Source organism: Streptomyces kanasensis, assembly GCF_043077165.1.
In the GTDB taxonomy this organism is placed as follows: domain Bacteria; phylum Actinomycetota; class Actinomycetes; order Streptomycetales; family Streptomycetaceae; genus Streptomyces; species Streptomyces changanensis.
The window spans coordinates 89,936-114,747 of the sequence record NZ_JBIBSF010000010.1 but is presented as its reverse complement, the minus strand read 5'-3'; the positions used below and the strand labels follow the sequence as shown (position 1 = coordinate 114,747).

23 protein-coding genes are annotated in these 24,812 nt (G+C 75.9%); 17 read left to right on the top strand and 6 right to left on the bottom strand.

Annotated elements, in window-relative coordinates; genetic code table 11:
* Window positions 1-36 precede the first annotated feature (36 nt).
* Together ACF053_RS24065 and ACF053_RS24060 are read left to right on the top strand one after the other, a co-directional pair.
* Window positions 37-594, top strand: coding sequence for a helix-turn-helix domain-containing protein (locus tag ACF053_RS24065; RefSeq protein WP_391955846.1), 558 nt, complete (start codon window positions 37-39; stop codon window positions 592-594).
* Window positions 595-634: 40 nt separating this feature from the next.
* Window positions 635-1,357, top strand: coding sequence for a helical backbone metal receptor (locus tag ACF053_RS24060; RefSeq protein ID WP_391955845.1), 723 nt, complete (start codon window positions 635-637; stop codon window positions 1,355-1,357).
* Here the strand turns inward: ACF053_RS24060 and ACF053_RS24055 are convergent.
* Window positions 1,284-2,390: an SLAC1 family transporter gene (locus tag ACF053_RS24055; protein ID WP_391955980.1), complete on the bottom strand. Its 1,107-nt coding sequence runs from the start codon at window positions 2,388-2,390 to the stop codon at window positions 1,284-1,286. The two genes, ACF053_RS24060 and ACF053_RS24055, sit on opposite strands and share 74 nt — an antisense overlap.
* A 214-nt stretch (window positions 2,391-2,604) precedes the next feature.
* Here ACF053_RS24055 and ACF053_RS24050 point away from each other — a divergent pair, with 214 nt between their 5' ends.
* Window positions 2,605-3,507 carry a LysR family transcriptional regulator gene (locus tag ACF053_RS24050; protein WP_391955844.1) on the top strand — a complete coding sequence of 301 codons (903 nt, stop codon included), beginning with the start codon at window positions 2,605-2,607 and terminating at the stop codon, window positions 3,505-3,507.
* 127 nt (window positions 3,508-3,634) lie between these two features.
* Here ACF053_RS24050 and ACF053_RS24045 read toward each other — a convergent pair whose 3' ends face one another.
* The 3 genes from ACF053_RS24045 to ACF053_RS24035 all read right to left on the bottom strand — a co-directional run bounded on the left by ACF053_RS24045 (window position 3,635) and on the right by ACF053_RS24035 (window position 6,659).
* Window positions 3,635-4,321: a gamma-glutamyl-gamma-aminobutyrate hydrolase family protein gene (locus ACF053_RS24045; RefSeq protein WP_391955843.1), complete on the bottom strand. Its 687-nt coding sequence runs from the start codon at window positions 4,319-4,321 to the stop codon at window positions 3,635-3,637.
* A 58-nt stretch (window positions 4,322-4,379) separates the two neighbouring features.
* Complete coding sequence (gene eat / locus ACF053_RS24040) at window positions 4,380-5,834, bottom strand: ethanolamine permease (protein WP_391955842.1); 1,455 nt, start codon at window positions 5,832-5,834, stop codon at window positions 4,380-4,382.
* A 99-nt stretch (window positions 5,835-5,933) separates the two neighbouring features.
* Complete coding sequence (locus ACF053_RS24035) at window positions 5,934-6,659, bottom strand: FadR/GntR family transcriptional regulator (protein WP_391955841.1); 726 nt, start codon at window positions 6,657-6,659, stop codon at window positions 5,934-5,936.
* Window positions 6,660-6,735: 76 nt separating this feature from the next.
* Here ACF053_RS24035 and ACF053_RS24030 point away from each other — a divergent pair, with 76 nt between their 5' ends.
* The 4 genes from ACF053_RS24030 to ACF053_RS24015 all read left to right on the top strand — a co-directional run bounded on the left by ACF053_RS24030 (window position 6,736) and on the right by ACF053_RS24015 (window position 11,296).
* Window positions 6,736-8,112, top strand: a complete 1,377-nt coding sequence (locus ACF053_RS24030) for a glutamine synthetase family protein (protein ID WP_391955840.1) — start codon at window positions 6,736-6,738, stop codon at window positions 8,110-8,112.
* A 73-nt stretch (window positions 8,113-8,185) separates the two neighbouring features.
* The gene (locus ACF053_RS24025) at window positions 8,186-9,538 is read left to right on the top strand and encodes an aldehyde dehydrogenase family protein (RefSeq protein WP_391955979.1); all 1,353 of its coding nucleotides are present in this window, start codon (window positions 8,186-8,188) and stop codon (window positions 9,536-9,538) included.
* Between the two features lie 4 nt (window positions 9,539-9,542).
* Window positions 9,543-10,334, top strand: a complete 792-nt coding sequence (locus tag ACF053_RS24020; RefSeq protein WP_391955839.1) for a 3-oxoacyl-ACP reductase — start codon at window positions 9,543-9,545, stop codon at window positions 10,332-10,334.
* 20 nt (window positions 10,335-10,354) lie between these two features.
* Window positions 10,355-11,296 (top strand): DUF2510 domain-containing protein, encoded by a 942-nt coding sequence (locus tag ACF053_RS24015; protein WP_391955838.1) that lies wholly within the window; start codon window positions 10,355-10,357, stop codon window positions 11,294-11,296.
* Window positions 11,297-11,409: 113 nt separating this feature from the next.
* Here the strand turns inward: ACF053_RS24015 and ACF053_RS24010 are convergent, their stop codons facing one another.
* Entirely contained in the window at window positions 11,410-12,612 is a 1,203-nt protein-coding gene (locus ACF053_RS24010) for an alanine racemase (protein ID WP_391955837.1), read from the bottom strand.
* A 957-nt stretch (window positions 12,613-13,569) separates the two neighbouring features.
* Here ACF053_RS24010 and ACF053_RS24005 point away from each other — a divergent pair.
* The 3 genes from ACF053_RS24005 to ACF053_RS23995 all read left to right on the top strand — a co-directional run bounded on the left by ACF053_RS24005 (window position 13,570) and on the right by ACF053_RS23995 (window position 16,374).
* Window positions 13,570-14,316: a hypothetical protein gene (locus ACF053_RS24005; RefSeq protein ID WP_391955836.1), complete on the top strand. Its 747-nt coding sequence runs from the start codon at window positions 13,570-13,572 to the stop codon at window positions 14,314-14,316.
* Window positions 14,313-15,494, top strand: a complete 1,182-nt coding sequence (mycP, locus tag ACF053_RS24000; RefSeq protein WP_391955835.1) for a type VII secretion-associated serine protease mycosin — start codon at window positions 14,313-14,315, stop codon at window positions 15,492-15,494. The genes ACF053_RS24005 and mycP overlap by 4 nt, the downstream gene beginning before the upstream one ends.
* A 145-nt stretch (window positions 15,495-15,639) precedes the next feature.
* The gene (locus tag ACF053_RS23995) at window positions 15,640-16,374 is read left to right on the top strand and encodes an SseB family protein (protein ID WP_391955834.1); all 735 of its coding nucleotides are present in this window, start codon (window positions 15,640-15,642) and stop codon (window positions 16,372-16,374) included.
* A 134-nt stretch (window positions 16,375-16,508) separates the two neighbouring features.
* Here the strand turns inward: ACF053_RS23995 and ACF053_RS23990 are convergent, their stop codons facing one another.
* On the bottom strand, window positions 16,509-16,871 hold the full coding sequence (locus ACF053_RS23990) for a DUF1844 domain-containing protein (protein WP_058944937.1): 363 nt from the start codon (window positions 16,869-16,871) through the stop codon (window positions 16,509-16,511).
* A gap of 293 nt (window positions 16,872-17,164) precedes the next feature.
* On the opposite strand from ACF053_RS23990, the gene infC reads away from it, so the two are divergent.
* The 7 genes from infC (at window position 17,165) to pheT (ending at window position 24,674) form a co-directional block, all read left to right on the top strand.
* Complete coding sequence (gene infC, locus ACF053_RS23985; RefSeq protein ID WP_391955833.1) at window positions 17,165-17,887, top strand: translation initiation factor IF-3; 723 nt, start codon at window positions 17,165-17,167, stop codon at window positions 17,885-17,887.
* Window positions 17,888-18,004: 117 nt separating this feature from the next.
* Window positions 18,005-18,199 (top strand): 50S ribosomal protein L35, encoded by a 195-nt coding sequence (gene rpmI, locus ACF053_RS23980; protein ID WP_010476245.1) that lies wholly within the window; start codon window positions 18,005-18,007, stop codon window positions 18,197-18,199.
* 91 nt (window positions 18,200-18,290) lie between these two features.
* The gene (gene rplT / locus ACF053_RS23975) at window positions 18,291-18,677 is read left to right on the top strand and encodes a 50S ribosomal protein L20 (RefSeq protein ID WP_058944927.1); all 387 of its coding nucleotides are present in this window, start codon (window positions 18,291-18,293) and stop codon (window positions 18,675-18,677) included.
* A 158-nt stretch (window positions 18,678-18,835) separates the two neighbouring features.
* Complete coding sequence (locus ACF053_RS23970; RefSeq protein WP_058944938.1) at window positions 18,836-19,693, top strand: TrmH family RNA methyltransferase; 858 nt, start codon at window positions 18,836-18,838, stop codon at window positions 19,691-19,693.
* Window positions 19,694-19,747: 54 nt separating this feature from the next.
* Entirely contained in the window at window positions 19,748-20,878 is a 1,131-nt protein-coding gene (locus tag ACF053_RS23965; RefSeq protein ID WP_391955832.1) for a sensor histidine kinase, read from the top strand.
* A 140-nt stretch (window positions 20,879-21,018) separates the two neighbouring features.
* Window positions 21,019-22,146 (top strand): phenylalanine--tRNA ligase subunit alpha, encoded by a 1,128-nt coding sequence (gene pheS, locus ACF053_RS23960; protein ID WP_391955831.1) that lies wholly within the window; start codon window positions 21,019-21,021, stop codon window positions 22,144-22,146.
* Entirely contained in the window at window positions 22,146-24,674 is a 2,529-nt protein-coding gene (gene pheT, locus ACF053_RS23955) for a phenylalanine--tRNA ligase subunit beta (RefSeq protein ID WP_391955830.1), read from the top strand. The genes pheS and pheT overlap by 1 nt, the downstream gene beginning before the upstream one ends.
* Window positions 24,675-24,812: the final 138 nt, after the last annotated feature.

Here is a 24,812-nt window from a genome sequence, read left to right as displayed (position 1 = left end):
TAAGGTGGTCGGAGAGGGAGGGAAGGGAGGGAAGACATGGACGACAAGGAAACGCCCCGGGTCGGCGCGGCCGTGCGCAGGAGGCGCCGCGCGCTGTCGCTGACCCTCGCCGCCGTCGCCGAGCGCAGCGGCCTGTCCGTGCCCTTTCTCAGCCAGATCGAGAACGAGCGCGCCCGCCCCAGCACCCGGTCGCTGGAGTGCATCGCGGACGCGTTGAAGACCACCGCCGTCGAGCTGCTCGACGCGGGCGACGCCACCCGCACGGTCGACGTCGTCCGGGCGGCGGCCCGCGGTGACGACCCGGCCGCGCCGCCCGGCGTGCGCCCGCTGGTGCGCGGCGAGCACCAGATGCACGCCGACGAGTTCACCGGCGACCACGACGCGGGCCGCGAGCTGGTCCTGCGCAACGACGCGCTGCTGTACGTCGCCGACGGCACCGTGGAGGTCGAGGCGGAGGGCCGCGCCTACCGGCTGGAGCGCGGCGACACGCTGTACCTGTCCGGCGGGGTGCGCCACCGCTGGCGGGCCTCCTCCGGGGAGGCCACCCGGGTGCTCGTCGTCTCCGTGGCCCCCCACATGGGGACGGCCGAGTGACGCGCGTGGCGGCCCCCGCACCCGGCACGGGAGCGGCCGGATGACGCGCGTGGTGTCGCTGGTGCCGTCCCTCACCGAGGCCGTCGCCGTGACCGCGCCCGGGGCGCTCGTGGCGTGCACCGAGTGGTGCACCCACCCCGCCGCCCTCGACGTCCCCCGCGTCGGCGGCACCAAGAACCCCGCCGTGGCCGCCGTCGTCGCGCTGCGGCCCGACCTCGTCGTCGCCAACGAGGAGGAGAACCGCCCCGCCGACCTCGCCGCCCTGCGCGCCGCGGGCCTCGACGTCCTGGTCACCGAGATCCGCGACCTCGACCAGGCCCTGACCGAGCTGGACCGCGTCCTGCGGGCCTGCGGCGTACGGTCCCGGCCGCGCTGGCTGGACGACGCCGAGGCCGCCTGGAGCGCCGCCGCGCCCGCGGGGCCGCCCCGCACGGCCGTCGTACCCGTCTGGCGGCGGCCCTGGATGGTCCTGGGCCGCGACACCTTCGCCGGCGACCTCCTCGCCCGCCTCGGCGTGGCCAACGCGTACGCCGGCCACGCCGAGCGCTACCCCCGGGTCCCGCTGGAGGAATTGCGCGCCCGCGGCGCCGACCTCGTCGTCCTGCCGGACGAGCCGTACCGGTTCACCGCCGACGACGGGCCCGAGGCGTTCCCCGGCGTGCCCGCCGCGCTCGTCGACGGGCGGTACCTCACCTGGTACGGCCCGTCCCTGGTCCGGGCGCCCGAGGTGCTGGGCCGGGCCCTGCGAGCAGCGTCCCGCTGAGCAGTCCCCGTACCGTCCCCGCCGCGGCGGCCAGCCACCCCGCGACGAGCAGGCCGTACAGGGCGACCGCCGCCGCGCCGAACACCGCGAGGCCCGTGTGGCCCGCCAGCCCCTCCAGTCCCGTGACGCACGTCCCGACGGGGAAGGTGAACGCCCACCACGTCAGCGCGAAGCGCATCCCGCGCCGCCGGGCCCGCACCACCAGCGCCCCGGCCAGCGCGAGCCACAGCAGGGCGAAGCCCGTCACGGGCACCCCGTACAGCACCGCCAGCGCCACCGCGTACGGCACGCCAGGCCCGGCCGCGTCCGCGAGGGCGTTCGCCGCCGTCACCGACTGGCCCAGCGGGCCCAGGACCAGCAGCAGCGCGGGCGTCGCCGCGGCCGGGGGCGGACCGCCGGTCACCAGCCGGCCGAAGACCAGCGGCACCACCAGCAGCGTGGCCAGCAGGCTCACCCCGCACATGCCGAGGCACACCGCCAGCAGCGTCCCGCGCGCCTCACCGGCCGGGAGGTGGGCGGCGAACAGCGGGCCCTGCGCCGCCGACACCATCGGTGCCACCACCGGCAGCAGCCACAGCGGGGACGGTTCCTCGACCCGGTGCCGCACCACCATCAGGTACGGCACCACGGCCGCGGTCGCGAGCCCGGCCAGCGTGCCCGCCGTGTAGAGGACCGCGCCCAGGGCCAGCGCCGCGCCCGCACCGAGCCAGTCCCGGCCGAGGAGCAGCGAGCCCCCGCCGACGGAGGCCAGCGCCATGGCGGCGCACCCGTGGAACGGGGCGACCGCCGGGTCCAGCAGGTGTGCCCGCGCCTGGTCGCGGTGGTGCGTCCAGTGCGCGGCCCGCGCGACCACCAGCACGACGAGCGCGAGCAGCGACAGCGCCCACATCGCGGTGCAGGCCGTCCGCACCCCCGGCACGCGCACCGGCAGGGCCGCGCCCGCGCTGCCGACGATCGCCGTGCCCATGACGGCCGCGTACCACTGCGGGCCCAGGTGGCGGACGGCGGTGGCCCGGGGGCGGGCGCCGGGCAGCGGGGCCCGGCGCGGGCGGGGGAGCGGTCCCGACCGCGGCCGGGGGGCGGCTCCCGGCGGCGGGCCGGCGGTGGCTCCCGGTGGGTGGGGGAGGGGTCCGGGGTGGGCTGCGGGAAGGGGGAGGGGCCGGGCGGGGGATGCCATGGTTCCAGCCTGGTGTCCCCCACCACCCCCGACCAGGGACCTTGCGGCTATGACCCCATAAGCTGGTCTTATGAGTCTCTCCCACCGCGTGCCCGACCTCGGAGCCCTGGAACTGCTCATCGCCGTGGCCCGGCACGGCAGCCTGGGCCGGGCGGCCCGCGAGGTCGGCATCACGCAGCCGGCGGCGAGCAGTCGGATCCGCTCCATGGAGAAGCAGCTGGGCGTCGCCCTCGTCGACCGCTCGCCCCGGGGCTCGCGCCTCACCGACGCGGGCGCCCTCGTGACGGACTGGGCGCGGCGGGTGGTCGAGGCGGCGGAGGCGTTCGACGCGGGCGCCCAGGCGCTGCGCGACCGGCGTGACTCGCGGCTGCGCGTCGCCGCGTCCATGACCATCGCCGAGTACCTGCTCCCCGGCTGGCTGATCGCCCTGCACGCGGACCTGCCCGACACGGCCGTGTCGCTGCGCGCCGGGAACTCCGCGGCGGTCGCCGCGCTCCTGCTGGCGGGCGAGGCCGACCTCGGGTACGTGGAGGGCCTCGCCGTGCCCGACGGGCTGAACGGCGTGGTCGTCGCCCACGACCGGCTCGTCGTCGTCGCGGCCCCGTCCCACCGGTGGGCCCGCCGCCGGGCCGCGGTCACCCCCGCCGAGCTCGCGGCGACCCCGCTGGTCCTGCGCGAGTACGGCTCGGGCACCCGCCAGGTGCTGGACTCGGCCCTGGCGGCGCACGGCGGCCTCGCCGCGCCGCTGATGGAGCTCGCGTCGACGACCGCGGTGAAGTCCGCGGCCGTGAGCGGTGCGGGACCCGCCGTCCTCAGTGAGCTCGCGGTGACCGAGGAGCTGGCCTCCCGCCGGCTGGCGGAGGTCCCGGTGGAGGGCGTCGACCTGCGCCGCGCCCTGCGGGCCGTCTGGCCCCGCGGCCCGCGCCCGACCGGCCCCGCGCGCGACCTGCTGTCCCTGTCCCGGGCCCGCTGACGCCCGGGTGGCACGGGCGACGCCCCGGCGGCACCCGGCAGCGCTCCGGCGGCACCCGGCCGCACCCGGCGACGCCCCGGCCCGCCGTCGGCGACCAGGTGGCCGTGGACCGGCGGGGGCGTACCGCTCAGGCGGCGCGGGCGGCGTGGACCAGCCCCCGCATGACGCGCGAGTCGTGTCCCGCCTCCGGGTGCCACTGCACGCCGACGACCCAGGCGCCGGTCCCGTACGACTCCACCGCCTCGACCGTGCCGTCCTCGGCGTACGCGGACGCGACGAGCCCGGCGCCGAGGCGGTCGACGGCCTGGTGGTGGTACGTCGGCACCTCGACGGCCTCCGGCACCAGCGTGCCGTAGCGGGTGCCCGGCACCGGCTTGACGGTGTGCCGGGCGAACCGGCCCGCCTCCCGCACGTGCCCGTCCAGGTGCTGCACCAGCGTCCCGCCGAGGGCGACGTTCAGCAGTTGCATGCCGCGGCAGACGCCCAGGACCGGGGTGCCCGCCGCCAGTGCGGCGTCGAGCAGCGCCAGCTCCCAGGCGTCCCGCTCCGGCGCGGGCGGGCCGGTCCTCGGGTCGCGCGGGGCGCCGTACCGCGCGGGGTCCACGTCCGGGCCGCCCGCGACGACGAGCGCGTCGACCCGGGAGACCGCCGCCGCTGCGGCGTCCGGCGCGTCCGGCGGGAGCATGGCGGCGATCCCGCCCGCCGCCTGCACCAGCCGCGGGTACGCGGCCGGGAGCAGCGCCGCGGGCATCTCCCACACGCCCCAGCGCGCGGCGTCGAGGTAGGTCGTCACTCCGATGAGGGGCCTGGTCACGCGTACCGCTCCTTCCACTCCCGCCACCGCCGTCACCCGGCGCCGTCCCGGGCACCCGTCAACCGCGGTCCAGTTCTGCCTCCGCCGCCGCCAGTGCCGCGAACTCCTCCTCCGGCGCGCTCGCGACGAGACGGTGCCGACTGTAGAGGGCGAAGTACGCGAGGGCGACGACGTACACCCCGAGCGCCATGAGCGCGGCGTCCGCGTCCACCAGGAAGGTCGCCACCAGCGCGCAGAGGGCGAGCACGAGGGCGACCGACGACGTCACCACGCCGCCCGGCGTGCGGTACGGGCGCTCCAGCAGCGGCTCGCGGCGGCGCAGCACGATGTGGGAGAGCGCCATCAGGGCGTACGAGATGGTGGCGCCGAACACCGCGATGTTCAGCATCCGCGCCCCGTCGCCCGTGCCGGCCGCCAGCGCGAAGCCGATCGCCCCCGGGACGAGCAGCCCGAGCCACGGTGCCTTGCGGCGGCTGGTGAGCGACAGGAACCGGGGCAGGTACCCGGCCCGGGAGAGTGCGAACAGCTGCCGGGACCCGGCGTAGATGAGCGAGAAGAACGACGCCACGAGCCCGGCCAGCCCCGCGTAGTTGACGAACCGGCTGAGCGCCGTCGGTCCGCCGTCCCCCTCCAGGGCCACCACGAGGGGGTTGCCGGCGTGCTGGACGGCCGCCGCGCCCCGTGCCCCGGTCGCCGCGAGGAGGGTCACCGCGGCCAGCAGCACCAGCACGCCCATCGACAGCGCCATCGCCCGCGGCATCGACCGGACCGGGTCCTTCGCCTCCTCGGCGGCGAGCGGCACGCCCTCCACGCCCAGGAAGAACCACATGCCGAACGGGAACGCCGCCCAGATGCCGAGCAGCCCGTACGGCAGCCAGCTGCTCGCGCCGAACGCCCCGGGGTCCACCGGGATGTCGTCCAGCGAGTCCGCCCGGAACTCCGTGAACGCGCCGACCGCGAAGACCAGCAGCGCGGCGACCGCGACGGCCGTCACGACGAGGCTGAAGCGCAGTGCCTCGCCCACCCCCCACAGGTGGATGCCGACGAAGACGGCGAAGCACGCCAGGTGGACGGGCCACCCGGACTCCAGGCCGAACAGGCCCAGCGACTCGACGTAGTCCCCGATGAAGATCGAGATCGCGGCGGGGGCGAGGACGTACTCGATGAGGATCGCCGTGCCGGTGAGGAAGCCGCCCCACGTGCCGAGCGCGCGCCGGGCGAAGCCGTAGCCGCCGCCGGCGGCGGGCAGGACGGCGGAGAGCTCGGCCAGGGCGAGGACCAGGCAGGCGTACATCGTGCCCATGAGGAGCGTGGCCACCGCGAGCCCGCCGAAGCCGCCCTTCGCGAGGCCGATGTTCCAACCGGAGTAGTCCCCGGAGACGACGTAGCCGACGCCGAGCCCCGTGAGCAGCAGCCAGCCCGCGCTGCCGCGTCGCAGGGCGCGGCGCCGGAGGTAGTCGTCGGCCGGTGGGGCGCCGGGCGGCGCGGTGTCGGGTTTCTCGTCCAGGGTCATGGCAGCGTCAGCTCCCCGCCTCGGTCCAGCCCAATGGGATGGCCCCATACCTTTGCGGTGGTCGGGGATCGGCGCAAGCCCCCCGGCGGGACTCCGCCGTCACGCCAGGAAGCCGCGCAGCAGCGCCGCCGTCCCCGCGCAGTGCTCCCGGGCGACCTCCCGCGCCCCGTCGGCGTCGCCCTCCAGGACCGCCTCCACCAGCGCGTCGTGCTGGTGCTGGGCGTGCTCCAGGTTCCGCACGAGCAGCGGTATGCAGTCGAGCAGGTCGTTGACCGTCGCCCGGACGGCCGCGTACCGCTCCGCCAGCGTCGGCGAGCCGGACAGCCCGGCGAGCGTCAGGTGCAGCAGCGTGTCCCGGCGGCGGTAGTCCTCCAGCGGCGCGTCGTGCGTGGCCCGCAGCGCCGCGCGCAGCCGGGCGGCGTCCGCGCCGGCCAGTCCGCGCGCGGCGCACAGCCCGGCCGCCCCGGTCTCCAGCACCTCACGGAAGAGCAGGACGTCCGCGAGGTCGACCGCCGCCGTGCGCCGCCGCAGCTCCTCCCCGCCCGGCCGGACCTCCCGGCGCAGGACGAACGTGCCGCCGTACCGGCCGCGCCGGCTCTCCACCAGGCCCTGCTCCTGGAGCACCCGCAGCGCCTCGCGCAGGGTGACCCGGCTGATCCCCATCCGCTCCGCGAGCTCCCGCTCGGCGGGCAGCCGTTCCCCGGCGGGCACCAGGCCGAGCCGCACCACCTGGAGGAGCTGCTCCAGCGCCTCCTCGAACCCGCTGCCCGCGCGCACCGGCCTCAGCACCGGCGTGAGCCGATCGGGCGCCTGCTCCGTCGCCATGTGTCCGCCCCCTTCCCAATCAAAGGTCCACGGCAATACCTTATGGCTCCCGGCTGACCCAAGGAGGACCCACCCCGTGGCAGACCGCACACCCCCGCTCTCCGTCGACGACCTCCGCGCGCTCGTCGCGGACGGCGAGATCGACACCGTCGTCCTGGCCTTCCCCGACATGCAGGGCCGGCTCCAGGGCAAGCGGTTCGCCGCCCCCTTCTTCCTCGACGAGGTGCTGGAGCACGGCGCCGAGGGCTGCGACTACCTGCTGGCCGTCGACCCCGAGATGAACACCGTCGACGGCTACGCCGCCTCCTCCTGGTCCACCGGGTACGGGGACTTCGCCCTGCGCCCCGACCCGGCCACCCTCCGCCGCGTCCCCTGGCACCCCGGCACCGCGCTGCTCCTCGCCGACCTCGCCCTGCGCGACGGCTCCCCGGTCGGCGTCGCGCCCCGCGGGATCCTCCGCCGCCAGCTGGAACGGCTCGCCGCCCTCGGCTACACCGCCCACGTCGGCACGGAGCTGGAGTTCATCGTCTTCAAGGACACCTATGAACAGGCCTGGGACGCCGGCTACCGCGGCCTCACCCCGGTCAACCAGTACAACGTCGACTACTCGATCCTGGGCACCGGCCGGGTCGAACCCCTCCTGCGCCGCATCCGCACGGGGATGGCCGGGGCCGGCATGACCGTCGAGTCCGCCAAGGGGGAGTGCAACCCCGGACAGCACGAGATCGCCTTCCGCTACGACGAGGCGCTCACCACCTGCGACCACCACGCCGTCTACAAGACCGGCGCCAAGGAGATCGCGGCCCAGGAGGGCGTCTCCCTCACCTTCATGGCGAAGTACAACGACCGCGAGGGCAACTCCTGCCACATCCACCTCTCCCTCCAGGACGCCGACGGCCGCAACCCCTTCGCCGGCGAGGGCCCACCGGGCAGCCCCGACTCCCTGTCACCCGTGATGCGCCACTTCCTGGCCGGGCAACTCGCCGCGCTCCGCGAGTTCTCCCTCCTCCACGCCCCCAACATCAACTCCTACAAGCGGTTCCAACCCGGCTCCTTCGCCCCCACCGCCGTCGCCTGGGGCCACGACAACCGCACCTGCGCCCTGCGCGTCGTCGGGCACGGCCCCTCCCTCCGCTTCGAGAACCGCCTCCCCGGCGGCGACGTCAACCCCTACCTCGCCGTGGCCGCGCTCGTCGCCGCCGGCATCCACGGCATCGAGCAGCGGCTCGAACTCCCCGACCCGTGCACCGGCAACGCCTACGCCGGCGACCACGACCACGTCCCCACGACCCTGCGCGAGGCCGCCGAGCTGTGGGAGGGCAGCGCCCTGGCCCGGGCCGCCTTCGGGGAGGACGTCGTCGCCCACTACCTCAACATGGCCCGCGTCGAACTGGCCGCCTACGACGCCGCCGTGACCGACTGGGAGCTGCGCCGCTCCTTCGAACGCCTGTGAGGCCGCGTTGACCACCGCCCGCCCCGCCCCGGACCCCGCCACCGAGAGCCCCGCCCCGGACCCCGCCACCGAGCTGCACGTCCTGAACCCCGCCACCGAGGAACACGTCGCCACCGTCGCGGCCACCAGTGCCGCGGGCGTCGACGCCGCCGTCGCCCGCGCCGCACGCGCCCAGCGGGTCTGGGCCGCCGCCGCCCCCGGCGACCGCGCCCGGCTGCTGCGCCGCTTCGCCGCCGTCGTCGACGACCACGTCGAGGAGCTGGCCCTGCTGGAGGTCCGCGAGGCGGGCCACACCCTCGGCAACGCCCGCTGGGAGGCGGGCAACGTCCGCGACCTCCTCGACTACGCCGCTGGTGGCGTCGAGCGCCTGACCGGCCGCCAGATCCCGGTGGCGGGCGGCGTCGACGTCACCTTCCTCGAACCGCTCGGCGTGGTCGGCGTCATCGTGCCCTGGAACTTCCCGATGCCGATCGCCGCCTGGGGCGCGGCCCCCGCCCTCGCCGCCGGCAACGCCGTCCTCCTCAAGCCCGCGGAGGCCACCCCGCTCACCGCCCTGCGCCTGGCCGAACTCGCCCTGGAGGCCGGCCTGCCCGAGCACCTCCTGCAGGTGATCCCCGGCGAGGGCCCCGTGGCGGGCGCCGCCCTCGTCGGACACCCCGGCGTCGCCAAGATCGTCTTCACCGGATCGGCCCGCGTCGGCAAGGGCGTCATGGCCACCTGCGCCGACCGCCTCGCGCGCGTCACCCTCGAACTGGGCGGCAAGAGCCCCAACGTCGTCTTCGCCGACGCCGACCTGGAGGCCGCCGCCCTCGCCGCGCCCATGTCCTTCCTCGACAACGCCGGCCAGGACTGCTGCGCCCGCACCCGCATCCTCGTCCAGCGCACCGTCCACGACCGCTTCCTGGAACTCCTCGCCCCCGCCGTCGAGGACGTCGTCGTGGGAGACCCGGCCGACGGGCGCACCCAGATGGGGCCCCTCATCTCCCGCGCCCAGCTCGACCGCGTGCGCTCCTACGTCCCCGAGGGCGCCGAGGCGCTCCGCGGCAGCGCGCCCCGCGGCCCCGGCTTCTGGTACCCGCCGACGGTCCTGACCGGCGTCGACCCCGACGCGCCGGTCGCCACGGAGGAGGTCTTCGGCCCCGTCGCCGTCGTCCTGCCCTTCGACGACGAGGCCGACGCCGTACGCCTCGCCAACGCCACCGACCACGGCCTCTCCGGCTCCCTGTGGACCCGTGACGTCGGCCGCGCCCTGCGCGTCTCCCGCGCGGTCCAGGCCGGCAACCTCTCCGTCAACTCCCACTCCAGCGTCCGCTACTGGACCCCCTTCGGCGGCTTCAAGCAGTCCGGCATCGGCCGCGAACTGGGGCCCGACGCCCTCACCTCCTTCACCGAGACCAAGAACGTCTTCATCAGCACGGAAGGCTGACCCCATGACCGAGAGCACGGACACCGCCGTCTGCCGCCGCCTCGTCGGCCGTACCGCCGTCGTCACCGGCGCCGGCAGCGGCATCGGCCTCGCCACCGCCCGCCGCCTCGCGTCCGAGGGGGCGCACGTGGTGTGCGGCGACATCGACGAGAGGGCGGGCAAGGCCGCGGCGGACGGGGTCGGCGGCCTCTTCGTCCGCGTGGACGTCACCGACCCCGAGCAGGTCGAGGCGCTCTTCCGGGCCGCGGACGACACCTACGGCGGCGTCGACGTCGCCTTCAACAACGCCGGCATCTCGCCGCCCGACGACGACTCGATCCTGGAGACCGGCCTGGATGCGTGGAAGCGGGTCCAGGAGGTCAACCTCACCTCCGTCTACCTGTGCTGCAAGGCCGCCATCCCCTACATGCGCCGCCAGGGCCGGGGCTCCATCATCAACACGGCCTCCTTCGTGGCCCGCATGGGCGCCGCGACCTCGCAGATCTCGTACACCGCCTCCAAGGGCGGCGTCCTCGCCATGTCCCGGGAGCTGGGCGTGCAGTTCGCCCGCGAGGGCATCCGCGTCAACGCCCTGTGTCCCGGCCCCGTCAACACACCGCTGCTGCGCGAGCTGTTCGCCAAGGACCCGGAGCGGGCCGCGCGCCGCCTCGTGCACGTGCCGGTCGGCCGGTTCGCCGAGGCCGAGGAGATCGCCGCCGCGGTCGCCTTCCTGGCCAGCGACGACGCGTCGTTCGTCAACGCCACCGACTTCCTGGTCGACGGCGGGATCGCGGGAGCGTACGTCACCCCGCTCTGAGCGCTGGCTACCCTGACCGCATGAGCATGACGACACCGCCGGGCTGGTACCCGGATCCGTCCGTCCCCGCCGTGGAGCGCTGGTGGGACGGGACCGCGTGGAGCGCGCACACCCGCCCCGCGGGCGGGGGCGCGCCCCCGGCGGTGGCCGCCGTACCCGCGCGGCCGGCGTCCGGCGGGCGCGGGGTGCGGATCGCGGTGGCGGCGGCCGTGGTCGCCGCGGTCGCGGTCACCGCCGTGATCGTCCTGCGGCCGGACGACGCCGTGACGCCCGGCGCGCGGCCGCCGGCCGCCGCCTCCGGGCCCGCCGCGGCGACCGGCTCCCCGGGCGCGGCGACGCCCACCCCGCCCACCCCGTCCACGCCGGCCGCCCCGTCCGCCACCGAGGAGGACGCCACGGTCCTCCGCGACCAGCTCAACGGCATCGACCTCCCCATCCCGCAGGGCTGGTCGAAGGCGGAGATCGGCATCGACCAGGCGCCGACGATGGTCACGATCGGCGACGCGCAGTGCCCGAACTCCACGCGCCTGTGCAAGCCCGGCCGGGTCCTGTCCCGCACGCTGACCTCCACCGCGACGACCCACCGCGCCATGGCCGAGCAGGACGTCGTGGACGCCGCCGAGCAGATGTACGGCGAAGACGGGCTCGGCAACCAGCACTACGGCGGCGTCACCGGCCACACCGTGGTCGCCGCGCGCCAGGCCGTCGTCGCCGGGCGCACGGGCTACCTCGTCCGCTGGCGGGTCACCACCGGCAAGGGGCCGGGCGGCCACGTCCAGTCGCTGGTCTTCCCGTCGCCCAGCGGCGTCGAGCAGCCCGTCGCCGTGCGGTTCGCCTTCGACGCCGGGCCGGACGGGCCGCCGCTCGCCCTGATGGACCGCATCGCGCGGGGCATCCGCCCCATCGGCAGCGCCACGGGAGGCGGCGTGGGCAGCAGCCTCGCACCGGGCGGCACCCGGTAGGCGGTGCCGTCGGACGTGCGGTGCGGGGGACGTACGGCAGCAGGACGCACGGCGGGAGGGCGGAGCCGGGGGAGCGGGCGCCGGGGAAGCGGGCGCTCGGGCTCGCGGGGTGGCTAGAGGAACGTCCGTCCCTCGCCGCGGTACGTCGGCACGACCGCCGTCACCCGGTCCCCCTCGACCAGGTGGAGCCGGTCGAACCGCTCGCACAACTCGCCCGCCTTCGCGTGCCGGAACCACACCTTGTCGCCGATCAGCAGGTCGTCGGCGGGCGGCCCGACCAGCGGCGTCTGCACCTCGCCGGGCCCCTCCCGCGCGTCGTAGCGCAGCCCCTCCGGCAGGTACGGCACCGGCAGCCGGTCGCGGCCCGGGGCGCCCGACGCCGGGTAGCCGCCGCCCAGCACCGTCACGACGCCCACGCCCGGCCGGCGCACCACCGGCTGCGCGAAGAGCGCGGCGGGCCGGCCGGCGAAGGAGGAGAAGTCGTCGAACAGCCGCGGCACGTACAGCCCTGAGCCGGCGGCGACCTCCGTGACCGCGTCCTCCGCGACCGTGTACTGCACGCTGCCCGTGCCGCCGCCGTTCACGAACTCCAGCTCCGGGGCCACCCCCCGCACGGCCGCCACCACGGCCGCCCGGCGCGCGGCCAGCTCGCGCCGCGCCACCGACTGCATCAGCCGCACCGCCCGCGACCGCAGCGGCCGCCCGGCGACCGCGTCACCGACCCCGGCCACGTGCCCCTCGTACGCCATCAGCCCCACGAGCCGGAACCCCGGCCGCCGGGCCACCGAGCGGGCCAGCTCGGCGAGTTGGGCGGGCTCGCGCAGCGGCGACCGCAACGCGCCGATCCGCACCCGCCCGCCGAGCAGGCGCAGCGACGTGTCCAGCTCCAGACAGACGCGCACCTCCTCCCGCCCGTCCCCGCGTGCGGCGTCGACGAGGTCCAGCTGCGCCGGGTCGTCCACCATCACGGTGACGGCGGCGGCCAGTTCGGCGTCCCGGGCCAGCTCCGCGAAGCCGGCGCGGTCCACCGACGGGTAGGCCAGCAGCACGTCGCGGAACCCGGACCGCGCCAGCCACAGCGACTCCTCCAGGGTGAACGCCATCACCCCCGTGAACCCCGGCCGCGCCAGCACCCGTTCGAGGAGTGCCCGGCAGCGCAGCGACTTGCTCGCGACGCGCACCGGCTTGCCGGCGGCACGGGCCACGAGGCCGTCGGCGTTGGCGTCGAAGGCGTCGAGGTCCACCACGGCGAGCGGGGCGTCGAGATGGGCGGTGGCCCGGTCGTACCGGGCGCGGTCGGCGGCACGGGGAGTCATGGCCCGAGCGTGCCAGACGGGGCTACCGGGGGGTAGGGGTGATCGAGGGGACGTTCCGGTCAGATCCGCCCCGACCTGCGGCCTCGTTCCCGCGACCGTCCGGCCAGCCCTTAGAGTGACGCCTGCACGCTGACGCCTGCACGCCGACGAACGGGCCTGCCCGGAGGCGTCCGGGTACGACGACGAGGGGGGCGGATGAGCACCGAGGCACGGCGCCCGGAGCCGCCCGGCACACCGGCCCCGCGCCGCCCCGCAACGGATCCCGGGACGGACACGGAGACCACCACCCGCCTCCGCCCCGTACCCTCCTCCTCCCCGCGGCCCCCCGCCGCGCGCGACCCGCGCCCCGGCACCCCCACCCCCCGCCCCGGCACCCACCCGGCACCAACGGCCGGTACGCCGACGGAGCCCGCCGGCACGCAGGCAAGCTCGTCCGGCACACCGGCGGGCCCCTCCGGCCGCCCCGTGCCGCCCGCTGCGCCCCGGCAGCCCGCCGCCCCCACCCGTCGGCCGGCGGCCCCCACGGCGTCCGCGGACGCCGTGGGGACCGGGCCGGACCCGCGCACCACGCCCCCACGGCCCGTCCGCGCCCCCGGAGCGACCACGGACGCGCGCCCGGGCACCCACACCGGCGCCGGCGCCGTGACGACCCCGCCCGGTGTCCCCCGGCAGCCCGCCCCCGGCCGGACGCCGGCCGCACCCGCTGCGCCGGCCCCGCCCGCCACCGCCCCGCGGCCGTACCCGGACCCCGCGCCACCGCACCCCGCGCGACCGCCGCACACCGCACGGGCCCACGCCGCACCGCCCCGCACCGGGCCGGCCTCCCCCTCCGGGGCGGCGTCCCCCACCGCGCCGGCGCACCCCTCCGCGCCGCCGCACTGGCCGCCGCCCGAGGCGCCCAACGAGACCACCACGCGGCTGCGCCCCGTCCCCGCCCCGCGCCCGGCGCGGACCGCCGTGGCCATCGCCTGCCTGGTGCTCGGGCTCGGGCTGGTCGGCGGCGCCGGGGTCGGCGCCTGGGTCCTGCGCGACCCCGGCACCACCACCGAGCGCACCGCCTACACCGAGACCGCCACCCTCTGGCACAGCACCCCGGTCGACACGCTCTTCCCGCGCAGCCTCAGGGGCGCCGGCGCGGGGCCCGGCGGCGCCGACCGCACCTGGACCCGCGTGGCCGTCGCCCCCGACGCGCCCTGCGCCACCGTCCTCCAGCCGCGGCTCGCCGCCGCCCTGCGCCCGGCCGGCTGCCTGCGGGTCCTGCGCGCCACGTACACGGACGCCACCTCGACCCACGTCACCACCGTCGGACTGGCCTTCATGCGGACCGACGCCGCGGGCATGACCGCCCTGCACGGCCGCTTCACCACCGGCGGTCTCGACCGGAACCCCGAGTTGATACCGCCCGCCCTCGCCGCCCCCGGCACCGTCGCCGCGGGCTTCGGCAACGCCCAGCGCGCCAGCTGGCACGTCAGCGTCCTCACCGAGGTCCCCGCGGTCGTCTTCGCCGTCTCCGGCTTCGCCGACGGCCGCGCCGTGACCCAGCCCCAACCCGCCCCCCAGGCCATGGCCAAGGGCCAGTCGACCACCGCCGCGCAGGCCGGACTCGGCCACGAGTCGCGCGGCGTCGCCGACCGCGTGGAGCAGCAACTGCGCTCCGCGGTCACCCGGGCGACCGAAGGCCCCGCGACGAAGGGGGAGCGGTGAAGCACACCCCCGGCGCCCGCCGCGTCCGTCTCCTGCTGGCCGCCCTCACCGCCACGGCCTTCGCCGTCCTCCCCGCCGCCCCCGCCCGCGCGGACGCCATCCGGGCCCGGCAGTGGGGCAACGAGGCGCTCAACGCCGAGCAGGCGTGGCGCACCACCAAGGGCGCGGGCGTCACCGTCGCGGTCCTCGACACCGGCGTCGACGACAGCCACCCGGACCTCGCGGGCAACGTCCTGCCCGGCAAGGACCTCGTCGGCTTCGGAGCCCGGCGCGGCGACCGCTCCTGGGCCCGTCACGGCACCGCCATGGCCGGCATCATCGCCGGCCACGGGCACGGCCCGGGCAACGGCGACGGCGTCCTCGGCGTCGCGCCCGAGGCGAGGATCCTGCCCGTCCGGGTCATCCTGGAGGGCAGCGACAAGGCCCGCGCCCGCGCCCGCCACACCCGGGGCAACGCCCTCGCCCAGGGCATCCGCTGGGCCGCCGACCAGGGCGCCGACGTGATCAACCTCTCGCTCGGCGACGACAGCGAGTCCGCGCACCCCGAGCCCGCCGAGGACGCCGCCGTCCAGTACGCCCTCGCCAAGGGCTCCGTCGTGGTCGCCTCCGCCGGCAACGGCGGCGAGAAGGGCGACCGGGTCTCCTACCCGGCCGCCTACCCCGGCGTGATCGCCGTGACCGCCGTGGACCGCTTCGGCACCCACGCCTCCTTCTCCACCAGCCGCTGGTACGCCACGGTCAGCGCGCCGGGCGTCGACGTCGTCATCGCCGACCCCGACCGCAAGTACTACGAGGGCTGGGGCACCAGCGCCGCCTCCGCGTTCGTCTCCGGCGCCGCCGCGCTCGTCCGCGCGGCCCACCCGGACCTCACGCCCTCCCAGATCCGCAAGCTGCTCTCCGACACCGCCCGCGACCGGCCCGCCGGCGGCCGCGACGACGACAAGGGGTACGGGACGGTCGACCCGGCCGCCGCGATCGAGGCGGGCGCGAAGCTGCGCCCGGCCGACCTCAAGGCGGCGAGCGCCGGCTACGCGGGCCGTTACTTCGGGTCGGGGCCCCGGCCGGTGGCCGTAGCCGACGGCTCCGCGGGGCTCGTCGCCCCCGTCGCGGGCGGCGCCGGCGCGCTCCTCCTGGCGGTCGCCTGCGTCCTGTGGCGCGCGGGCCGCCGTACCGGCTGAGCACCGCGCCGCACGAGGCGGGCGAGCGGGAGCGGGCGCCGCCGGGCCGGCCGCGCGCCGTACGCGAGGGACGGGAGCCGCGCGCCGTACGCGGTGGCCGGGGCGCCGTACGGGGCGGGCCGCCCGCCCGGATAGGCTCGGCGGCGTGGCGCTCAAGAACATCCCCGATCCCGGTTTCTCCGACGACGACGGCTCCGCCGATCCCCGGCTCGCCGAGGCGCTCGCCGCCTGGGCCGAGGACCGCGCGGCCGAACCGCGCGTCCTGGAAGCCCTCCAGGGGGCCCGCCTCCTCGTCCCGGTCGTCGCGGTGCTCGGCGAGGTCGAGGTGGACGAGAACGGGCTGCGCCGCGAGAAGACCAGCGACATGGCCGTGCCGACGCTCACCGCGGGCGACCGCCGCGCGCTGCCCGCGTTCACGTCCACCGAGGCGCTGGCCCGCTGGGACCCGACCGCCCGGCCCGTCGCCGTACCGCTGCACCAGGCGCTCCAGGCGCTCGCCCACGAGAAGGCCGACACGCTCGTGCTCGACATGGCGGGGCCCGTGCCGTTCCAGCTGACCGGCCGGACGCTGCTCGCCGCCGCCGAGGGCCGCACGAGCACCGATCCGCTCGCCGACCCGGCAGTGACGGCCGCCGTGCGGGCGCTCCTCGCCGCCGAGCCCGCCGTCCTGCGCGCCCACCTCGGCCGGGGCGGGGACGCGGACGGCACCCTCGCCCTGGTCCTGGCCCCGGACGCCGCTCCCGCGGAGGCGGCCCGCCGGGTCGCGACGGCCATGGCGGCCGACGAGACACTGAGGGCCCGCCTGGTGCGGGGCCTCGACCTGGCACTGCTGCCGGCCGGGGCCGCCACGCCGGGCGAGCCCTTCTACGAACGGGGATAGCCCCCGGGGCAGGGGGCAAGGGGCTGCGGGCCGGGGACCGGGGATCAGGCACCGGTGGTCGGGTACCGGGGATCCGGGACCGGGGGCCCGGGCCGCAGGCCGGGGGAGGGGCGGCGCGGACGCCGCCCGCCGCCTCAGCCGTAGACCGGGCCGGTGTACTTCTCGCCCGGGCCCTGGCCCGGCTCGTCCGGCACCAGCGACGCCTCGCGGAACGCCAGCTGCAGGGACTTCAGCCCGTCCCGCAGCGGCGCCGCGTGGAAGGAGCTGATCTCGGTCGCGCCCGCGTCCAGGAGGCCCGCCAGGGCGTGGACGAGCTTGCGGGCCTCGTCGAGGTCCTTGTGCGCCTCGCCCTCCTCGGTCAGCCCGAGCTTCACCGCTGCGGCGCTCATCAGGTTGACGGCGACCGTGACGATCACCTCGACCGCCGGGACCTCCGCGATGTCGCGGGTCAGGGCGTCGAAGTCGGGCTGGGACGGGCTGGGCGTGGCGTCACTCATGACCCACACGATAGGCGGTCCCCGCCGGGGCGGACGCCGCCCGCCCGGTTGGGCCCACCCCCGGGCAGCTGGTAGCCTGGTGTGACGACCGGCCGGAACCAATGAGCTCCGGCCCACAAGTGGAGGCTCCGCTCTCCCACCTGGCTGCCCTCAGGGTGGCGGGTCACCGGTCAGGCGGTGCCCATCGTTCCGTACGGACGATGGAACCCGCCCGATGTGCGCCCCGCGGTACGCCGTGTCGGTGCTCCGGTATGACAAGGAGCCCCGCCTGTGTCCCGTCCGGGGCGTTTTTCATGCGCCGGCGCGGTTGGTCACACAACAGACGTTACGCGTCCGTCCGCCAGGCGGTCGCGTGGTGCTACCGAGGAGGATCCATCAGCGCCGAGCCCCGCATCAACGACCGGATTCGCGTTCCCGAGGTGCGACTTGTCGGTCCCAGCGGCGAGCAGGTCGGGATTGTTCCGCTTGCCAAGGCCCTGGAGCTTGCACAGGAGTACGACCTCGATCTCGTCGAGGTCGCGGCGACCGCCCGTCCGCCGGTCTGCAAGCTCATGGACTACGGGAAGTTCAAGTACGAGTCGGCCATGAAGGCCCGTGAGGCGCGCAAGAACCAGGCGCACACGGTCATCAAGGAGATGAAGCTCCGGCCGAAGATCGACCCGCACGACTACGACACCAAGAAGGGTCACGTCGTCCGGTTCCTCAAGCAGGGTGACAAGGTCAAGATCACGATCATGTTCCGTGGTCGCGAGCAGTCCCGGCCGGAGCTCGGCTTCCGGCTGCTGCAGCGGCTCGCGGAGGACGTCCAGGACCTCGGTTTCGTCGAGTCGAACCCGAAGCAGGACGGCCGCAACATGATCATGGTTCTCGGTCCGCACAAGAAGAAGACCGAGGCCATGGCCGAAGCCCGCGAGGCGCAGGCCGCCCGCAAGGCGGAGCGCCAGGGCCAGCCCGCCCAGGCGGACGAGACCGCCGAGGCGGAGCAGCCCGCCGACGCGGAGCAGTCCGCCGAGTAGCCCACAAGGCCGTGTCCGGGGCAACACCGCCCAGGACTCGCAACGATCCAACTGACGCTCCCGAGCGCCGGTCCCCGGACCGGCTGGGAGCGCCACTGACGAGGAGATAACGGCGCTATGCCGAAGAACAAGACGCACAGCGGTGCCAAGAAGCGCTTCAAGATCACCGGCTCGGGCAAGGTGCTCCGCGAGCGCGCCGGCAAGCGCCACCTGCTCGAGCACAAGTCGTCCAAGCTGACGCGCCGCCTCACTGGCAACGCCGAGATGGCCCCGGGTGACAGCGCCAAGATCAAGAAGATGCTGGGCATCTGACCCCGATCGTCTGATCAAGCCCCCGATACCGGGACCCATTCGTTTCCGGGCCGTGTGAACCCCCCACGGCCCCGCTACAAGGAGTCAACAAGTGGCACGCGTCAAGCGCGCAGTCAACGCTCACAAGAAGCGCCGTGCGATCCTCGAGCAGGCCAGCGGTTACCGCGGCCAGCGCTCCCGCCTGTACCGCAAGGCCAAGGAGCAGGTCACCCACTCGCTGGTCTACAACTACAACGACCGCAAGAAGCGCAAGGGCGACTTCCGTCAGCTGTGGATCCAGCGCATCAACGCCGCTGCCCGCGCCAACGGCATCACGTACAACCGCTTCATCCAGGGTCTGAAGGCCGCCAACATCGAGGTGGACCGCAAGATCCTCGCCGAGCTCGCGGTCAACGACGCGGGTGCGTTCGCCGCCCTCGTCGAGGCCGCCCAGAAGGCGCTCCCGAGCGACGTCAACGCCCCGAAGGCCGCCGCCTGATCGCCCAGGCCGCGTACTTCCCACCGGACCCGCAGGCGCCGTGAGCGCCTGCGGGTCCGGTGCGTTCGCCGTCCACCGCACCGCCCCCGGCCCGCCGGACCCCGTCCGCCACGCCGCCCCCGACCCCCGTCCGCCGCCAGAAAGAGTCGCCGAGCACCATGGGCACCCCCGAGCTGATCTCCTCGCGTTCCCCGCGCGTCGCCGCCGCGAGGCGACTCGCCAAGCGGAACTTCCGGGGCAAGGACCGCCGGTTCATCGCCGAGGGGCCGCAGGCCGTCCGCGAGGCCGTCGCCCACCGCGGGCCCGACGGCGAGCCGACCCTCGTCGAGCTGTTCGCCACCCCCGAGGCCGCCACCCGGTACGCCGGCATCGTCGAGGCCGCCCACGCCGCCGGCGCCCGCGTCCACCTCGCCCCCGACACCGTCCTCGCCGAGGTCTCCCAGACGGTCACCCCCCAGGGCATCGTCGGCGTGTGCCGCTTCCTCGACTCGCCGTTCGAGGACGTCCTGCGCGCCCGCCCCCGGCTGGTCGCCGTCCTCGCCCACGTGCGCGACCCCGGCAACGCCGGCACCGTGCTGCGCTGCGCCGACGCGGCCGGCGCCGACGCCGTCGTCCTCACCGACGCCTCCGTCGACCTGTACAACCCCAAGTCCGTGCGCGCCTCGGTGGGCTCCCTCTTCCACCTGCCCGTCGCCGTCGGCGTCCCCGTCCGGCAGGCCGTCGCCGGGCTGCAGGAGGCCGGGGTGCGGATTCTCGCCGCCGACGGGGCCGGCGAGGACGACCTCGACGCCGAGCTCGACGCCGGGACCATGGGCGGCCCCACGGCCTGGATCTTCGGCAACGAGGCGTGGGGCCTGCCCGAGGAGACCCGCGCCCTCGCCGACGCCGTCGTCCGCGTCCCCATCCACGGCAAGGCCGAGAGCCTGAACCTGGCGACCGCCGCCGCCGTATGCCTCTACGCCTCCGCCCGTGCGCAGCGTGCTGCGGGAGGGTGCCGCTCCGTCACCCCGAGCTAGTAGGGTGACGGGCTCGGGGGCCCGTCGCGCAGCACTGAGGGGTGGGGTACGGGGATGACGCTCGGCACGAGCAGCCACGCGGAGGACCGCGGCGCCTTAACGCGCCCGGCGGCCCACCACGGCGTCCCCGGGTACGACCCCGACGACCTGCCCGACGGGCTCGTCGTCGCGGACGCGCGCGGCCGGGTCGTCTGCTTCAACGCGCAGGCCGCGCGGATCACCGCCGTCCCCCGCGACCGGGCGCTCGGCCGCCCCCTGGAGGAGGCCCTCCCGCTGGAGGACCTCAAGGGCCGGCGCTGGTGGGCGCTGACCGACCCGTACGGCGGCCTCGCCACGCGCACCGGCCAGCCCGAGCGCAACCTCCTCCTGCCCGGCGGCCGCGAGGTGCTCGTCGCCGCCCGGTACGTACGGGACCGGCCCCTCGGCCCCGTGGACCGCGTGGTGGTCACCCTGCGCGGCACCGAGGCGCGGCGCCGGACCGAGCGCAGCCACGCCGAGCTGATCGCCACGGTCGCGCACGAGCTGCGCTCGCCGCTCACCTCCGTCAAGGGCTTCACGGCCACGCTCCTCGCCAAGTGGGAGCGGTTCACCGACGACCAGAAGCGGCTGATGCTGGAGACGGTCGACGCCGACGCCAACCGCGTCACGCGCCTGATCACCGAGCTGCTCGACATCTCCCGCATCGACTCCGGGCGCCTGGAACTGCGCCGCCAGCCCGTCGACATCGCCGCCGCCGTCGACCGCCACCTCCAGGCGCACACCGCGCGCGGCCAGGCACCCGACCGCTTCTCCGTCCGCGTCCTCGGCCCGCTGCCCGACCTGTGGGCCGACCCCGACAAGGTCGACCAGGTCCTGTCCAACCTGCTGGAAAACGCGGTGCGGCACGGCGAGGGAACCGTCACCATCGAGGTGGCCCCCACCGGCCCGCAGGACGACGAGAAAGGAACGGCGGTCACCGTGAGCGACGAAGGACCCGGCATCCCCGAGGAGTCGATGGGCCGGGTCTTCACCCGCTTCTGGCGGGGCAGCACCCGCGGTGGCACGGGCCTCGGCCTGTACATCGTCAAGGGGATCGTCGAGGCCCACGGGGGCACCATCACCGTCGGCCGCGGCCCCGCCGGGGGCGCGGAGTTCCGCTTCACCCTGCCCGTGGCGGCCCCGGCCTACCTGACCCAGGGCTTCTGACCCGCCGGCCCGCATCCGGCGCCACCCCGGGCGGACTCATCCGGGTCCGCCCCGCCCCGTTAGACTCGTCCTTTGGCACCTTTGCGTCCTCGGTCGTCGAGCGGGGGCTCCAGCCAGCCCATTCGGAAGCACGGGAAGAGATGTCCGCACCCAACAAGTCGTATGACCCAGTCGAGGTCGAGGCACTGAAACCGGAAGAGATCGAGCGCATGCGGGACGAGGCGCTCGCCGCCTTCGCGGCCGCGGGCGACCTCGAGGAGCTCGCCCACGCGAAGGTCGCCCACACCGGCGGCACCTCGCCCCTCGCCCTCGCCAACCGCGAGATCGGCGCTCTGCCCCCGCAGGCCAAGGCCGAGGCCGGCAAGCGCGTCGGCCAGGCGCGCGGCGCCGTCTCCAAGGCCCTCGCCGCCCGCCAGGCCGAGCTGGAGGCCGAGCGCGACGCCCGTGTGCTGGTCGAGGAGGCGGTGGACGTCACCCTCCCCCACGACCGCACCCCGGCCGGCGCCCGGCACCCGCTGACCACCCTCATGGAGCGCGTCGCCGACGTCTTCGTCTCCATGGGCTACGAGGTGGCCGAGGGCCCCGAGGTCGAGGCGGAGTGGTTCAACTTCGACGCCCTGAACTTCGTCCCGGACCACCCGGCCCGCCAGATGCAGGACACCTTCTTCGTCCAGGGCCCCGAGGGCACGAGGGGCGACGAGTCCGGCATCGTGCTGCGCACCCACACCTCCCCGGTGCAGGCGCGCACGCTCGTCGACCGCGAGCCGCCCGTGTACGTCGTCTGCCCCGGCCGCGTCTACCGCACCGACGAGCTGGACGCCACGCACACCCCGGTCTTCCACCAGATCGAGCTGCTCGCCGTGGACGAGGGCCTCACCATGGCCGACCTCAAGGGCACCCTCGACCACATGGTCCAGGCGCTTTTCGGCCCGGACATGAAGACCCGGCTGCGGCCGAACTTCTTCCCGTTCACCGAGCCGTCCGCCGAGATGGACATGCTCTGCTACGTCTGCCGCGGCGAGTCCGTCGGCGACGCCGACCGGCCCTGCCGCACCTGCGGCAGCGAGGGCTGGATCGAGCTGGGCGGCTGCGGCATGGTCAACCCGAAGGTGCTCGTCGCCTGCGGTGTCGACCCGGAGCGGTACAGCGGGTTCGCCTTCGGGTTCGGCATCGAGCGGATGCTGATGTTCCGGCACAACGTGGAAGACATGCGAGACATGGTCGAGGGTGACGTCCGGTTCACCCGGCCGTTCGGGATGGAGATCTGATGCGGGTCCCGCTTTCGTGGCTGCGGGAGTACGTCGACCTGCCGGCGTCGGAGACCGGCCGTGACGTACAGGCCAAGCTGGTGTCCGCCGGGCTGGAGGTCGAGACCGTCGAGCGGCTCGGCGCCGGCCTGACGGGCCCGCTGGTGGTGGGCAAGGTCCTCACCATCGAGGAGCTCACCGAGTTCAAGAAGCCGATCCGCTTCTGCACCGTCGACGTCGGCCCGGCCAACGGCACGGGCGAGCCGCAGGAGATCATCTGCGGCGCCCGGAACTTCGCCGAGGGCGACAAGGTCGTCGTCGCCCTCCCCGGCGCCGTCCTGCCCGGCGACTTCCGCATCGCCGAGCGCAAGACCTACGGCCGCGTCTCCCGCGGCATGATCTGCTCCGGCGACGAGCTCGGCATGGGCGACGACGGCACGCACGGCATCATCGTGCTGCCGCCGGAGCACGAGGTCGGCACCGACGCGACCGCCCTGCTCGAGCTGTACGACGAGGTCCTCGACATCGCCGTCACGCCCGACCGCGGCTACTGCCTGTCGATGCGCGGCGTCGCCCGCGAGACCGCCACCGCGTACGGCCTGCCGCTGCGCGACCCGGCGCTCCTCGACGTGCCCGCGCCGAACTCCTACGGCCACCCCGTCCAGGTCTCCGACCCGATCGGCTGCTCCCGCTTCACCGCGCGCACCGTCGTCGGCCTGGACCCGGAGGCCCGCTCCCCGATCTGGCTCCGGCGCCGCCTCCAGAAGGCCGGGATGCGCCCGATCTCCCTCGCCGTCGACGTCACCAACTACGTGATGCTCGAACTGGGCCAGCCGCTGCACGCCTACGACCGCGCCCGCCTCGAGGGCGCGATCGGCGTGCGCCGCGCCGAGCCCGGTGAGAAGATCACCACCCTCGACGGCACGGTCCGCGCCCTCGACCCGGCCGACCTCGTCATCACCGACGACCGCGGCCCCATCGGCATCGCGGGCGTCATGGGCGGCGCCAACACCGAGATCGCCGACGCCCAGACCGACCCGGAGACGGGCCAGGTCCGCGGCACCACCGAGGTCGTCATCGAGGCCGCGCACTTCGACGCGATCTCCGTCGCCCGCACCGCCCGCCGCCACAAGCTCTCCTCCGAGGCGTCGAAGCGGTTCGAGCGCGGCGTCGACCCGCAGGCCGCGGCCGCCGCCGCGCAGCGCACCGTCGACCTGCTGGTCCTCCTCGCGGGCGGCACCGCCGAGGCCGGCGTCACCGAGGTCATCGCGCCGAGCGCCCCCCGGACGGTCGCCATGCGCGCCGACCACCCCGACCGCGTCGCGGGCGTCGCCTACGGCCGGGAGACCGTCGTGCGCCGCCTCCAGGAGGTCGGCTGCGACGTCTACGGGCAGGACGAGCTCGTCGTCACCGTCCCGTCCTGGCGCCCCGACCTGAACGAGCCCAACGACCTCGCCGAGGAGGTCATCCGGCTGGAGGGGTACGAGAACCTCCCCTCCACGCTGCCCCGGCCGCCGGCCGGACGCGGGCTCACCGAGCGCCAGCGCACCCACCGCCGCGTGGGCCGCGCCCTCGCGGGGGCCGGGTACGTCGAGGCGCTGAACTACCCGTTCATCGGGGAGCAGGTCCTCGACCAGCTCGACATCCCGGCCGACGACCCCGGCCGCGCGGTGGTCCGGCTCGTCAACCCGCTCTCCGACGAGGAACCGGTGCTGCGCACCACGCTGCTCCCCGGCCTCCTCGCCGCGCTGCGCCGCAACGACGGCCGCGGCAGCCACGACCTGGCCCTCTTCGAGACCGGCCTCGTCTTCCGCCTCCCGGCGGAGCCCGGCGTCGCGGTGCGGCTGCCCGTCGACCGCCGCCCGACCGACGCGGAGATCGCCGGCGTCGACGCCGTCCTGCCCGAGCAGCCGCGGCACGCCGCCGTGGTCCTCGCCGGGGCGCGCGAGCAGGCCGGCTGGTGGGGCGCGGGCCGCCCGTCCGACTGGGCCGACGCGGTCGAGGCCGCCCGGACCGTCGCCCGCGAGGCCGGCGCCGAGCTCGTCGTCCGCCAAGGCCAGTACGGGCCGTGGCACCCGGGCCGGTGCGCCGAGCTGGTCGTCGTCGTGGACGGCGCCGAGCGGACCGTCGGCCACGCGGGCGAGCTGCACCCGCGGGTCGTCAAGGCGCTCGGGCTGCCCGCCCGCACCTGCGCCATGGAGCTCGACCTCGACCTCGTCGAGCGGGCCTCCGCGGGCCCCGTGCGGGCGCCCCGGATCTCGGCCTTCCCGGTGGCCACGCAGGACGTCGCCCTGGTCGTCGACGCGTCCGTGCCGGCCGCGGAGGTCGAGCGGGCGCTGCGCGAGGGCGCGGGCGAGCTGCTGGAGTCCCTCCGGCTGTTCGACACGTTCACCGGCGAGCAGATCGGCGAGGGCCGCAAGTCCCTCGCGTACGCGCTGCGGTTCCGCGCCGGTGACCGCACGCTCACCGTCGACGAGGCGTCCGCCGCCCGTGACGCCGCGGTGGCGCTCGCCGCCGAGCGCACCGGCGCGGTGCTGCGCGGCGCCTGACGCGATCGACCGTCACCCCCACGGAGGGGCGCACCCGGACCACCGGGTGCGCCCCTCCCGGCGCGTCCGCCCCCTGGTTCTGGGGCGCGCGCACGGTTGCTCACTCATTCGGGTGAGAACCCTGGTGACGTTCCCCGC